Annotated in this window: 10 protein-coding genes; all 10 read left to right on the plus strand. The window is 67.1% G+C overall.

Features of this window, described 5'->3' with window-relative positions; all coding sequences use genetic code 11:
- Nucleotides 1-171: 171 nt before the first annotated feature.
- Entirely contained in the window at nt 172-669 is a 498-nt protein-coding gene (locus tag ACQ3HB_RS17955) for a hypothetical protein (protein ID WP_430921910.1), read from the plus strand.
- Nucleotides 659-1,792: a peptidoglycan-binding protein gene (locus ACQ3HB_RS17960; RefSeq protein WP_430921912.1), complete on the plus strand. Its 1,134-nt coding sequence runs from the start codon at nt 659-661 to the stop codon at nt 1,790-1,792. The genes ACQ3HB_RS17955 and ACQ3HB_RS17960 overlap by 11 nt, the downstream gene beginning before the upstream one ends.
- On the plus strand, nt 1,789-2,481 hold the full coding sequence (locus tag ACQ3HB_RS17965; protein WP_430921914.1) for an ABC transporter ATP-binding protein: 693 nt from the start codon (nt 1,789-1,791) through the stop codon (nt 2,479-2,481). Before ACQ3HB_RS17960 ends, ACQ3HB_RS17965 begins: the two co-directional genes overlap by 4 nt.
- Nucleotides 2,478-3,704 (plus strand): ABC transporter permease, encoded by a 1,227-nt coding sequence (locus tag ACQ3HB_RS17970; protein WP_430921915.1) that lies wholly within the window; start codon nt 2,478-2,480, stop codon nt 3,702-3,704. Before ACQ3HB_RS17965 ends, ACQ3HB_RS17970 begins: the two co-directional genes overlap by 4 nt.
- Nucleotides 3,705-3,966: 262 nt before the next feature.
- Entirely contained in the window at nt 3,967-4,866 is a 900-nt protein-coding gene (locus ACQ3HB_RS17975; protein ID WP_430921916.1) for a hypothetical protein, read from the plus strand.
- 396 nt (nt 4,867-5,262) lie between these two features.
- The gene (locus ACQ3HB_RS17980; protein WP_430921918.1) at nt 5,263-5,901 is read left to right on the plus strand and encodes a GntR family transcriptional regulator; all 639 of its coding nucleotides are present in this window, start codon (nt 5,263-5,265) and stop codon (nt 5,899-5,901) included.
- Between the two features lie 154 nt (nt 5,902-6,055).
- Nucleotides 6,056-7,723, plus strand: a complete 1,668-nt coding sequence (locus ACQ3HB_RS17985; protein WP_430921920.1) for a GntR family transcriptional regulator — start codon at nt 6,056-6,058, stop codon at nt 7,721-7,723.
- A 281-nt stretch (nt 7,724-8,004) separates the two neighbouring features.
- Nucleotides 8,005-9,330 carry a GntR family transcriptional regulator gene (locus ACQ3HB_RS17990; RefSeq protein WP_430921921.1) on the plus strand — a complete coding sequence of 442 codons (1,326 nt, stop codon included), beginning with the start codon at nt 8,005-8,007 and terminating at the stop codon, nt 9,328-9,330.
- Between the two features lie 93 nt (nt 9,331-9,423).
- The gene (locus ACQ3HB_RS17995; RefSeq protein WP_430921922.1) at nt 9,424-10,728 is read left to right on the plus strand and encodes an amidohydrolase family protein; all 1,305 of its coding nucleotides are present in this window, start codon (nt 9,424-9,426) and stop codon (nt 10,726-10,728) included.
- Nucleotides 10,729-11,043: 315 nt separating this feature from the next.
- Entirely contained in the window at nt 11,044-12,354 is a 1,311-nt protein-coding gene (locus tag ACQ3HB_RS18000; RefSeq protein WP_430921923.1) for a glycoside hydrolase domain-containing protein, read from the plus strand.
- Nucleotides 12,355-12,655: the final 301 nt, after the last annotated feature.

Here is a 12,655-nt window from a genome sequence, read left to right on the forward strand (position 1 = left end):
GCACGGGGTGAGTGAAGCAGGGGAGGGGTGAAGAAAACGTGTGGAGCGGCTTTACAGCGCCGCAACACCCGTCGGGATGAACTGGTGCCACATCAGGACGAATGTCCTCACGTTCTACGCTCGTTCATCTGCAACATCAGATGGTGAGAGTATCACCGAGAAGGAGTCACCATGCCCACCACACAGCGAATCCGGCGGAAGCTCGCAGCACTCGCGGCGGTCCCGCTGCTCGTCGGACTGTTCGTCGGTTGCAGCGCGGGCGGCGGCGAATCGTCGAAGCCCGCCGCTTCGGGAGCCGAACAGACCGATCAGCAGGCGTACGAAGCCTGGGAACTCAAGCTCAACGCGTGCATGAAAGAGCAGGGCTATGACCTCCCGGCGCCGGGAGCGGACCGCGGGAACGGCGTCGACGTCGGAGACGAGGCGGTGTTCAAGGAGGCCATGACCGCGTGCACGGAGAAGATCGGCGATCCGCCCGGCGGCACGGGTGAGATCACGCAAAGCGATCAGGAGGACATGCTCAAGATGATGCAGTGCCTCCGCGACAAGGGCTACGACGTCCAGGACCCCAAGGACGGCAACATCACCTTCCCCCAGGGAATCAGCGCGGAAGACCAGAAGGAATGCGGCGAAGCGCTCGGAGGCGGAGGTGCGGTCAGTGTCGGCTGAAGACGATTCGATCCTCGCCTCGGAGGGGTCTGATTCACGAATCCCCGAGCGGTCCGGTCAGCGGAAGAAGATCATCCTCGCCGCGCTCGGTGCAGCCGTGGTCGTCGCCATCGCGTGCACCGTGACCGCCGTCGCCGTGCAGGCCGGCGAACCGGAAGTCGACACCAAACAGGACCTGCCGAAGGCGACCGCCGAGATCATCCGGAAGACGCTGCAGGAGTCGACGACGTCGCAGGGCAAGCTCGGCTATGCGGGCGCGACCGATGTGAGTTCCGGCATTCCCGGCACCGTCACCGGTCTGCCCGCCCCCGGGTCGCAGATCGGCCTGGGCGGCACGCTCTTCTCGATCGACAACCTGCCGATCACCCTCTTCCATGGCGGCGTGCCCGCATGGCGCTCGTTCGAGAGCGGAATGGACGACGGGCCGGACATCACCCAGCTCGAGCAGAGCCTCCAGGCGCTCGGGTACTTCGACGAGACGCCGGACGACGAATTCGACTGGGACACCAAGGACGCCATCATGGAGTGGCAGGACGATGCCGGCCTCGAGGAGACCGGCACCATCCCGCTCGGACGCATCGTCTTCGCGCCGGGTGACGTCCGAGTGAGCGAAGTCGTCGCAGCGAGCGGAAGTCAAGCGGGGCCGGGTGGCCCCGTCATCAAGACGACGAGTCTCACGAAGCTCGTGACCGCGGACCTCAAACTCTCCGATCAGGCGCTCGGCGTCGTGGGCTATGCCGTGCAGGTCCGTCTGCCGGGCGGGGACATCGCGGGCGGGGTCATCACCTCGGTCGGCGTTCCGACCGAGGTGGAAGGGGACGGCGGCAAGAAGTCCGTCGTCATCCCGGTCACGATCACGCTCGACGACCCGGCTGCCGGCGGCACGCTCCAGGAAGCGGCCGTGTCCATCGACTTCCCGAGCGAAAGCCGGACCGACGTGCTCACCGTCCCCGTCGGCGCGCTCCTCGCCGTCGACGACACGACCTACGGCGTCGAGGTCGTGCAGAGCGACGGCACGACGAAGATCGTCCCCGTGACGACCGGTCTCTTCGCGGGTGGCTTCGTCGAGATCAGCGGTGACGGCGTCGACGCGGGCCAGAAGGTGGTGGTCCCCGCCCTATGACCGACACTGTGATCGAACTCGATGCGGTGACCCGCGACCACGGGAGTCCTCCCGTCCGCGCCGTGGACTCCGTTTCCCTGACCGTCAAACGAGGCGAGCTCGTCGCCATCGTCGGCCCCAGCGGGTCCGGCAAGTCCAGCCTCCTGAATCTCATCGGCACGCTCGACCGGCCCACGAGTGGACGGGCGAAGATCAGCGGGGAGGACGTCGCCCTGTTGAGCGACGAAGCGCTCTCCGCGCTTCGGGCGCATCGCATCGGCTTCGTCTTCCAGCAGTTCCACCTCTCCGAAGGGGTCACGGCGATCGACAACGTGGCGGACGGCCTCGTCTACCTCGGGGTCCCACTTCGCGAGCGACGCCGGCGAGCCGCGGCCGCGCTCGAGCGTGTGGGGCTCGGACACCGGCTCACCCATCGACCCAATCAGATGTCCGGTGGTGAGCGGCAGCGGGTCGCCATTGCGCGCGCGGTCGTCGGCGACCCGCCACTGCTCCTCGCGGACGAGCCGACGGGCAACCTCGACCAGCAGTCGGGGACGAGCGTGGTCGAACTGCTCCACGAGCTCAACCTCGGCGGGACGACGATCGTGGTCATCACCCACGATGTCGAGCTCGCTGAACGGTTGCCACGTCGAGTGACCATCCGAGACGGTCGCGTCGTGTCCGACGTGGATCTGCGGGTGGCGTCGTGAGCGGCAGGCGCGGTCGCGGTCGCGGAGGCCTCGGCGCCGGCGGTCTGCGATCGAGACTCCTGAACTCCGATGTGCTGCGCCTCGGTGCCGCCGGGCTGCACTCTCGACCGACACGTGTCGTCCTGTCCGCGCTGGGCATCGCCATCGGTATCGCCGCGATGATCGCCGTCGTGGGCATCTCCACGTCGAGCAAGGCGCAGCTCAACGAGCAACTCGCTGCGCTCGGCACGAACATGCTGACCGTCACGCCCGGCAAATCGCTCTTCGGTGAGGAGTCGCACCTGCCCGAGTCGGCGATCGGCTCCATCGGGCGTGTGGACGGCGTGGAGAAGGTCTCCGGGGTCGGAACGGTCAAGGACGCGAGCGTCTACCGCAACCGTACGGTCGATCCCGGACAGACGGGCGGGCTCAGCGTGCAGGCAGCGGATCTGAACCTCCTGAATGTCATCGAGGGCTCGATGAGGACTGGCGCATGGCTGAATGAGGCGACGGGCGACTTCCCCACGGTCGTCCTCGGGCACCTCGCCGCGGAGAGGCTGGGCATCGTGACGCCCGGTTCGCAGGTGTGGTTGGGCGGCAAGTACTTCACGGTCATCGGGATCCTCGACCCCGTGCCGCTCGCGCCGGAACTCGGCACGATGGCGCTCGTCGGTGAACAGCAGGCGCGCGACCACCTCGGCTGGGAGGGCTACCCGACGACTGTGTACGAGCGGTCCGCCGATGAGGATGTGGATACCGTGCGAGGGCTCCTCGCTCGAGCGGCGAACCCGCAGAACCCGGAGGAGGTCGAGGTCTCCAGGCCGTCCGACGCCCTGTCCGCGAAGAACGCGGCCGACGACGCCTTCACCGGCATGCTCGTCGGACTGGGCTCGGTTGCGCTCCTCGTCGGCGGGATCGGCGTCGCCAACACCATGGTGATCTCGGTGCTCGAACGGCGACGCGAGATCGGTTTGCGACGTGCGCTCGGCGCGACGCGCGGCCACATCAGGTCGCAGTTCCTCGCCGAGGCGCTTCTGCTCTCCGCCCTCGGCGGCGTCGCGGGAGCCGTCATCGGCTACGGGGCGATCGCCGTGTTCGCGAACGTCAACGGGTGGCCGGTCGCGGTGGAACCGATCGTCTTCGCGGGAGGGATCGGCGCGACCATGGTCATCGGGGCGGTCGCTGGCCTGTACCCCGCCATCAGGGCGGCCGCCACGCCGCCGACCGCGGCGCTCAACAGCTGACCCGCTCGCCCCCATCCCGCCGTCCCGCCCCAGTCCCCTCCTCCGTGTTCAGGAAGCCATGCACGTGGAGCGCGCTCTGCGCTCGACGATGACCTCTTCCTGAACACGGAGGAAGCCGTGCGTACCTTGTGTTCCAGAAGGTCTGGCGAGGATGTTCCACACCTGTTAGTGTTCGAAGACCAGATACTCACGGTCGATCACGCGACGGGGATGTGCTCATGACCAGGTCGATGACGACGACACCTGCGGCAGCGGCCGAGCGATGACCGGCATCCGCGTCGGGACAGCCGCCTATGAGGCGGTGGTGCGGCGCGGAACGACCGTTGCGGCGCAGATCCGGACGATCGCGCTCGACGAGCGGATGCCGCTCCGCGATGCACAGCTCGCGTGGCTCGAAGCACGATGGCGGGCGCTGGAGGATGAGCAGCCCTTGCGGCGTCTGCCCTGGCGGCTGGTTCGGCCAGCGCACGCCTCAGAGCCGTGGGAGCTCGACCGACTCGATGTCGTCGACCCGCGACTCATCGTGTCGATCGATGAAGCGTGCACGTGGGGCCGCCTCGGCGACCGCCACGAGAGTCGACCGCACGCCTTCACCGACATTCTCGACGGCGTCGACGAAGCGTCCCGCTCCGGCGGCTGGTCGCGGTGGCTCGCGAACCTCGCGGCATCCCCCGTCGAGGTGCAGGAGACGCGCGGCCCTTACGGACCCGTGTACCAGGTTCGGTCCGATGGACGGCATCGCGCGATGCTGGCACGTGCGATGGGATTGCCGCACCTGGACGTGCTCGTCTCCACGCAACGACTCCCCGCGCCGGGGACATCCGTCCTCGTCTCGCTCGGTGGAGGTTTCGTGGCGGAGGATCTCGAGTACTACGACTGCCTCGTCGACGTCGGTGAGGCATCGTCCTCGGATGTCGGGGACAGCGGTCTGTGGGAGATCGCGCCTGCGTGCGCTCGCGAGACGAGTTGGCATTTCGATCCGCCCGCGAGCGTGGTGCAGGCCGCCGTCGCCTACCGGGACTGCCATCCGCGGTTCGGCGAGTCGCCCGAGCACGCGATGATGTTCGACCAGGAGCAGTGGCGGGCGAGGGTCGCGCCGCTCGTTCCGACCACCCGCATCGACCGCGTCCGCGCCCGGCTCCAAGGCCGCCGGCACAGTTGAGGGCGCTGCGGACGGGTGCCGAGCACGCCCGCGCCGGCGGATGACCGTTTCGGCTACTCCGTTCTGGCTACTCCGCGTCGGTGTCGTGACGGATCGTGCGCTGTGCGGCATCGCGATATCGGCCCCGGGAGGGATGCGCGTCACTCGTCACAGCTCTCCCCCTCTTTCCTGGATGCCCTGTACACGAGACCTGTTGCACCCCGTTCAGGTGGTTTGTTGGCAGGGCGATGGACGACGAACGGCGCGTTCCGCCCGACCTTCGCCGAATAAATTCCTGATGGGTGGTGTTTATGCCAGGGCTCGCGTGCTCCGTGGGCCGCTGCCCTTGGGTCTGCGCACCCCGTCGGCTAAGGTCATATGTGTACAACTCATGTTCTAGCCAGCTAGGAGTCTGCCGTGCCAATCCCATCCGGCCATACCCGATTCGAACGCAAGTCGCTGCGCGAGACTGCGACGGAACAGATCAGGACCGCCATCTTCGATGGAACGCTCGAAGCGGGCGAGTCCCTCAACGATCAAGACCTGCAGGACTGGCTCGGGGTCTCTCGCACGCCCATCCGAGAAGCGCTCAACGACCTCGCTCGCGTCGGACTCATCGAAATGGCGCCGCAGCGCTACACGAGGGTTGCGAGGCCCGGGCAGGAGGACCGCCTCCTCGTGCTGCAAACGCTCGGTGCACTCGTCGGCGGAATGGTGCGGATCACCGTCCCCGAACTGGATGCCGAGGGTGTCGCGCGCCTGGTCGATGAGATCGACGAGGTCGTCGTGCGGGTGGACGCCCGTGACGCTCTCGGTCACGGGCGGCAGAGCTGGCATCTCGTCGACGAGTTCATCTCGGCCTGCCCGAATCCCGTCCTCGTGACCGCGACGCGAGACCAGATCGACGGCTTGGCGTACCGGCTCTCGGTCACGATCGGAGGGGAGGGAACGGACTGGGGTGCGCTCGAGACCGGGTACTCGAGACTGCGCGAGGCGATCGTCGCGGGCGACGCGGTTGCGGCCGAGCTCGCGATCGAGACGGTCTTCCAACTCTGAGGCCTCCGCGGAACCGAACCGCCGACGAGGTATCTCGCCCCTCAATGTGATGCATGACAGGTCATATGACGTCTCTACGTATTTAATATTCCTGTTGTGTTCACGCTCTGGTGTCCTCACAATGTAAGTCCACCTTCACGAGGATGTTAGATATATGCCAGTTCCCAATACGCCCCCGCTCTATCGCCACGAAACCCTCACTGATCGCGTGTACCGAGATCTCGAAACCGCGATCCTCTCCGGCGAACTCGGCCCGGGTCTCAGGCTCAACGACAAGATGCTCGAAAAGCTCGCCGGTGCTTCGCGCACCCCGATCCGAGAGGCGCTCCGCCGACTCAGCCGGGTCGGCCTCGTCGAGATCCGCCCACAGGCCGAGACCCGGGTGAGCCCCGTCGACCTCGAACACTTCCGCGAGCTCATGACCGTCGCCCGTCATCTCTACGGGTGGATCGTGCGCGAAGCCGTCACGGCCTTCACGGCCGAGGACCTGGAGAAGCTCGCCCGCTTCCGTGACCGAGTCGAAGTCACCGACGAAGAAGTCACAGCGTTCTACAGCATCAAGCCGTTCCGGCAGCTACTCGACGTCTTCGTCGATCGCAAGGGCAACGATATCCTCCGGCAGATCGTCGACGACATCCGTCTGCACGTCCGCTGGATCTCGCGTGTGCACTCCGAGCAGGCGGGTATCCTCGCGATCGGGCCGGATCGTGCTGAGCGGCTCATCGCCGTGTGTCGGGCCCATGACCCCGCCGCCGCCGAGGCGATCATCCTGGAGTATTTCGACACCGCCGTCGGCGACTTCATCAGCGCCGCGACCGAGTTCGGTGACGGCACGTGGGGCGAGCGTCCGCGGGCGTCCCATGACGACGTCGCCTCGCAGCGCCTCCTGCTTCGGGACAACGTCTACCGGACCATGCTCGCCGCCGTCACGGACGGCACCTTCCTCCCCGGGGAACGGCTCAACGACCCCGAGCTGATGCAGTGGCTGGGCGTCTCGCGCACGCCACTCCGCGAGGCGCTCACGCAGTTGGAGGACATCGGCCTCGTCGAGATCAAGCAGAACCGGGGCACCCGGGTGGCGCTCGTCGACGATGGACGGATCGTCGCTTCCGCGGAGGCTCTCGGCTTCTTCGGTCACCTGGCGGTCGCCCTCGCTCTGTCGAAGTTCGACAGAGCGAGCTGCGAGCTGCTCAGGACGCGCCTCGACGTGTTCGTCGGGGTGGCCAAGGACGCGTGCGACGCGGAGGTGACCGCGGCCAGGAACGACCTCGTCCATGTGGTCGCGAAGGTGTCGCGCAATCGCCCGCTGCAGCGCATCCTCGAGCTCATCAGCCCGGGAACGCTGCGTCGGACAAGCGATGCCGGGCCCCTCGACCGCGAGCGGCTCGTGACGATGGCGGAGCGGTTCGTGCGGGCCGTCGAGCGCGAGGAGCTCGAGGCCGCGCACGACGCCCTGAACGGGTTGATCTTCGAGGGACTGAGTGATGGCGAAGGGCGGAAACCTGGCGTGCGCCCGCCAGTGAGCCACATGCCGTCGCTCGACGCCCCGATCGACGGCGTGGACTTCAACTACCTCGTGGCCGGCGTGCGGTACGCGTTCGTGGCCGGAGGAGAGTCGGGGACGTGGTCCTTGTGCTGCCCGCTCGTGGTCGGTCGACTCGTGCGGAGCGATGATGCGGGAGTCGTCGTATGGCGGTATGCGCTCGGCAAGCAGCGGCTCATCACGGCATCGGAACCCGGGAGCTGGGAGCGTGGCGCGCGTGAACTCATCTCATCCTTCGCGGGAGCGGTCGGCGCGGATCTGCAGGCCCGCGCGGTGTAAAGGTTTACAGGCATAAGGGCATGACCTGATGCTGAGGACATGGATACATGTGAGCAGCCCCTTGGGCGACATTGCTGGGACCTGCTGTCGCGACACGCGACGAGTGAGGGGATCGTCCGGTACTTCGGATGTGCGTGCGGACGGATTCTCGTCGCGGTCGACGAGACTCCCCGGGCCGTGGCGCCCCGGACGACCCCGTCAACTTTCGGCGACGTGTCGGAGGCTCATCAAGCGCGTAACGTGATGTGTCCGTGATCATCTGATATGCACGAAAGGCTCTCGTGACCGCGCCGCTGCTCGCTCTCAATCTGGACCACCGACTCCTCCGCGACGTCGCCTACGATCGTGTCCTCGAAGCCATCGTCTCCGGGCGGCTGGCGCCGGGCCAATTGGTGAGCGCCGACGAACTCGATGCGCTCGCCGAGACGTCTCGCACGCCCGTCCGTCAGGCGGTCGCTCGACTCGTCGAGATCGGATTGCTCGAAGTCCAACCGCAGAAGCACACGCGCGTGGCGCCGCTCGACGGTGACGTGCTCGCGCGTCGGCTCGACATGCTCGGCGCCTTGTACGCGTCGGCGGTCGAGTTCTCCGTCGACGGGCTCACCGCCGATGACATCACTCTGTTGGACCGTAGCCTCGACAGGTTCGTCGCCGACACGGACTGTCGTTCGCGCGGGGCCGAGGTGACGCGCTTCTTCACGGTGTTCCGCGAGTGCGTCTCGAATGCAACGTTCGAGCGAATCCGCGAACGCGTCTACCCGCACATCCGTCGGGCATTGCGCCTGCACGACGGCTTCGACTTCGAGCAGGGACTGCCGATGATGCGCGCGGTCCGGAACGCCGCCCGCGACGGTGACGCCCTTGCAGCGTGTGCAGCGGCCAGGGAGTTCTTCGGGGTCTTCGTCCCGGCGCTCCTCGAAGGAATCTCGGGCGGCGACGACACGGATACCGCCGTCCCGCTCGGACATCGTCGTCGTCTGCTCCGTGACGACGTCCACGAATCGATCCTCACCGCGATCGTCGACGGGCGACTCGCGCCTGGCGAACTGCTCCACGACGGAGATCTCGCGGACAGTCTCGGCGTCTCCCGTGCCCCGGTGCGCGAAGCCTTCCTCCGGCTGGCGGACATCGGCCTCGTCGACGTGCTCCCGTACCGCCACACGGTCGTCAACGGTGTGACCCTGGAAGCGGTCGACGAGGCGCTCTTCATCGCGGGTGCCCTCACCCGTCATGCGGCGTTGCGGGGTGTCCCGACCTTCGACGACACGGTCCTGGACGGCCTGGACGAACTGACCAAGGCGGCGGAGCGGGAATACGAAGGCGGCGATCTCGTCGCCTTCGGGGGCACGATGCAGCGGTACGTCTCCGCACTCGCAGTGCCGGCGGGCAACGCGGAGCTCGTCGAAACGCTCGGATCGGTGTCGCCGATGTTGCAGAGCCATCTGCGTGCCGCTCCTGACGGGTTCGGCAGCAAGCGGGCCCTCGCCATGATCCACCGGGTCAACGCGGCGAGCCGACGACGCGATGCCGTCGCGGTGCACGGTGTCATCGGTGCGTTCCATGAGGAATGCCGGAAGCAGTTGCGTCGCCCCGCCAACCGGAAATGAGACTGCGGACGCCGTCCTTACGCTGACGTCACATCGTTCCTCATATCGTCCAATCGTGCGGCATCGACGCGGGCGGATGAACGGAGTGACGATATGGCATCTCGAGTGAGGACGCGGCTCGCCGGAGGAGCGGTCGTACGCCCCGGACGTCCCGCCGAGGACGCCGCCCTCGACATCGACGCAGGCGGGTGCGTCACGCTCGAAGCCGACGGCCTCGCCGACGCCGACGAGACGATCGACGTCCGCGGCAGCGTGCTGCTCCCCGGGCTCGTGAATGCGCATACCCATGCGGGCATGGCTGTCTTGCGCGGCCTCGGCGACGGGTTGCCGCTCGGCGAATGGCTCGGCGTGGTCCAGGAGGTGGAAGGGAGACTGACGCACGACGAGCTGTACTGGTCGCTGCAGGCGTCGCTCTGCGAGATGATCCGGAACGGGACCACGGCCTTCGCCGACATGTTCTTCTGGGACGAGCGGCTCATCGACTCAGTCATCACGTCGGGCATGCGCGTCGCCCCGGCGCCCGCCGTGTTCCGGCCCGACATCCTGGCGTGGGAGGCGGCGGGCGGACGCCGGACACGCAAACAACTCGCCCGCATCGAACAACTCGGCATCCTCTATCGGGAGGAGCCGCTCGTGCGGGTGATGTACGGGCCGCACACGGTCTACACGTGCGACGAGGAGTTGCTCGGGGACATCGCCGCACGTGCGCACGTGCAGGACCTCGGCACGCACATCCACCTCTCGGAAACCGCCGGCGAGGTGAAACGATGCCTGGGGGAGCACGGGGTGACGCCTGTCGGGCTGGCCGATCGCGCCGGACTGCTCACCGAGCGGACCCTCGTGGCACATGGCACCTGGGTCACGGCGGACGACTGCGGCATCCTCGCCGACCGCGGGTGCACCGTCGTCCACAGCCCGCAGAGCAACCTCAAGCTGGGATCGGGCATCGCGCCCGTCGTCGACCTCCTCGAGGCCGGCGTGCACGTGACTCTCGGGACGGATGGTCCTGCATCGAACGACGCCCTCGACCTCTTTCGGGAGATGCGCCTCGCAGCGTCGCTCCAGCGCGGAGTCAATCAGTGGCCGGACGTGCTCTCGGCGGACGACGTCCTGACGATGGCGACCGTGCGCGGATCGGCGGGTCTCGGCTTCGGAGAGTTGCGGCTCGACCCCGGCCAGCCCGCCGATGTGATCGTCGTGGATGCTTCCGGGGTCCGTGCGATGCCGATGCTGAGCCCGCGAGGCTACCTGTGCTGGTCGGCGACCGGGCACGATGTGACGGACGTCTTCGTCGCCGGCCGACAGCTCCTGCGGGGCGGAGTCGTGCAGACGATCGACGAAGAACGGGTGGTGTTCGAGGTGGGCAGGATCCGTGATCGGCTCGGACTTCGCGCGTGAAGGCGGCTCGCCCGTGGAGGAGTGGCTCTGCCCTGGCTTGCCAGGCGCTGGCCGGACCTGCCCCCTGAAGGTGGGCCTGTAATCGGCCCAGCGACTGCGTATCGTCTGGGTGAGATGCGGATCGGTCCGGCGACACCCCCAGTCGCTGGGCCGGTCCGTCTCTCAACACCCTGCCGACTTCGGGGTTTGCGGGAAGCGCTCCTGCGGTCGTGGCACTGCCCGGGCCCGATCGCAGGGGTGGTCCGTCCTGAAAAACGAGCCAGAATATCACCTGTCAAGTTCCATGTGGTCTTGTTGCGTGAGAGGGTGGAGGGCATGGTCTCCCCGTTGCTCGAACGTTCTACGTCACGTGCTCGTGACCTCTCCCGTCGTGCGCTCCTGGGAGGGGCTGGAGGCGTCTGCGTCTCCGCGCTCATCGGCCTCGATCCGGCTCGCGCCTTCGCTCAGGACTTCGCGTCCGGTCGTGCGACGGGTGGGTCTGCGCCTGCCTCCGCTCCCTTCGGCGCCGCGCTGGCACCAGGCGGTTCCGCTGCGATCCTCACGGTTCAGGAGGATCTGAACCGTCGATACGGCGGGCGGCGGGATTGGGTCACCCTGCCGCTCGACGGCATCGCGGACCGTCGTCTCGCCACTGGGCTCATCTTCGCCGTGCAATTCGAGATCGGGCTGGCGGACGGCGTCGCCAACGGCAACTTCGGTCCGGCCACACGAGCGGGCTTGAAAGCCAAGGGTCTCCTCTCGGTCGGCGATCAGGACACCGACGAAGCGTTTGTGCACCTCTTCCAAGCCGGGTTCATCGCCCTCGGCTACTCGATGCCGTACGACGGAGTCTTCTCGGACGACGTATCCACGGCGGTCGCGGCGTTCCAGTCGTTCGTCGCGCTCGACCCCTCGGGCGCCGGCGACTTCTCGACGTGGGCATCGCTCCTCGTGAGCACTGGCGACACCGAGCGCGCCGGTGCCGCCATCGATGCCGCATCCACGGTGAGGGCGGCGAGGGCTCAGGCGTTGTTCGAGGCCGGCTATCGCGTCGTCGGGCGCTACCTCACCAATACGCCCGTCGCCGATCCGTTGGACAAGCGGATCAAGCCTGGTGAACTGGACACGATCTTCGATGCGGGGCTGGGGGTGTTCCCCATCTTCCAGGAGGACGGGACGTCGGCTGGCCAGTTCAGTGCGGATTCTGGCGTCGTCCACGCGAATCGTGCTGCGGAAGCAGCGCTCGGTTACGGGTTCCGCGCGGGGACGACCATCTACTTCGCGGTCGATTTCGATGTCTCGGAGGCGCAGATCCACAATCGGATCGTGCCCTACTTCCGCAGTATCCGCGACGTATTCGCCACCCGGTCGCACGGCTACGTGATCGGCGTGTACGGCGCGAGACGCCTGTGCATCGTGCTCGAGTCGGAAGGCCTCGCCCTCAACAGTTTCGTCGGGGATCTGTCCACCGGCTATGAGGGGAACATCGCGACCCCGCTGCCGGGCAACTGGGCGTTCGATCAGATCCTGGAGACCTCGGTCGGCAGTGGCGCCGGCGCAATGGACATCGACAAGAACGTGATGTCCGGCCGGGACCCCGGTCAGACCGCCGTCGATGTCCGGGGTGGTTTCGATACGGTCCCGTAGCGTATCCTCGTGAACGACATCTGTTGTTTAGAGGTGAATTGAGCGACAGCGGAACCGGTTTCACGCGTGAATATGCGACATCTTCCAGAAGTCGCGTCACAGTCGGGGAGACTGTGCATCTCCTATGCGTGCGGAACACTCCCGAAGCCGCGCAGTACGCCAAAGGATGCTGATGCCCCCCTCTCGCCCCGATGACCCCGGATCGCTGCCCAGTGCGCCGACGCCGGCGAAATCACCCACCGCCCCCCTGCTCGGAACCCTGCACTTCGAACTCTTCACCGGCAAGCGCTACGACAACGAG

This window comes from Plantibacter lichenum, from assembly GCF_050587525.1.
Taxonomy (GTDB): domain Bacteria; phylum Actinomycetota; class Actinomycetes; order Actinomycetales; family Microbacteriaceae; genus Plantibacter.

Excerpts from the sequence above, each read along its gene's own strand:
- ACQ3HB_RS17955 (WP_430921910.1), top strand. The coding sequence starts at position 172 with ATGCCCACCACACAGCGAATCCGGCGGAAGCTCGCAGCACTCGCGGCG.
- ACQ3HB_RS17965 (WP_430921914.1), top strand. The coding sequence starts at position 1,789 with ATGACCGACACTGTGATCGAACTCGATGCGGTGACCCGCGACCACGGG.
- ACQ3HB_RS17975 (WP_430921916.1), top strand. The coding sequence starts at position 3,967 with ATGACCGGCATCCGCGTCGGGACAGCCGCCTATGAGGCGGTGGTGCGG.
- ACQ3HB_RS17985 (WP_430921920.1), top strand. The coding sequence starts at position 6,056 with ATGCCAGTTCCCAATACGCCCCCGCTCTATCGCCACGAAACCCTCACT.
- ACQ3HB_RS17995 (WP_430921922.1), top strand. The coding sequence starts at position 9,424 with ATGGCATCTCGAGTGAGGACGCGGCTCGCCGGAGGAGCGGTCGTACGC.
- ACQ3HB_RS18000 (WP_430921923.1), top strand. The coding sequence starts at position 11,044 with ATGGTCTCCCCGTTGCTCGAACGTTCTACGTCACGTGCTCGTGACCTC.